This is a genomic window from Bradyrhizobium sp. UNPA324, assembly GCF_006658635.1.
GTDB lineage: Bacteria > Pseudomonadota > Alphaproteobacteria > Rhizobiales > Xanthobacteraceae > Bradyrhizobium > Bradyrhizobium nanningense.
In genome coordinates this window covers 2,257,484-2,258,155 of record NZ_LFJD01000004.1, presented here as the reverse complement: position 1 = coordinate 2,258,155, position 672 = coordinate 2,257,484, and positions in this window count along the sequence as shown.

Below are 672 nucleotides of genomic sequence, written 5' to 3'. Positions count from 1 at the left end.
TCGTCGCAAGGGCTCCTCGCAATGACGGAGTGTGAGCCCGACCGCTTGCTTCTCCAAGTGACGCTGTCATTCCCTGCGAAGGCGGGGAATCCAGTACGCCGCGACTTCTCGGTTCAATCACAACTACCTCTGGAATACTGGATCGCCCGCCTTCGCGGGCGATGACACTGTGTGCGTGGTGGCAGACGCGCCTTCGCAGCCTCGCGGCGCGTTTCGCCCGAGCTTTGATTGGGTCTCCACCCTCTCAAAGCCAAGAGGGCGCAGGGAAGGCCGGGTGCCGACATCGCACCCGCGGTCCGCTGCGCGAAATGCACACGCAGAGAAGACCGCACAGCAGCATACAGGTGGTGCCGATCACTCGGCCTTCCCTGCGCGGTGGTCGGACGGCTTATGCCGTGATCTCCCGGGAGCCGAACTTTCCTTCTGGCCTCCCTCGCCGTTCGAATTGGCGATGCCGTCCACCCGGTTGGGTTCGCGCGCATCTTCGAAAGGCTTGACCGTAGCAACGACGGCCAGGACCACACGGTTTTGCCGTACGCACGGCCCGCCATTCGCCGCAGTTTTTCCAGCCCTGTCGACGAAGCCGGAAACTTGCAAGACGAGACGAAGCCTAGCAGCGCCGCTCGTCCGCACGCGGGTTTCGAGCTCACAGGGACTACCCGCCCTGCCCGT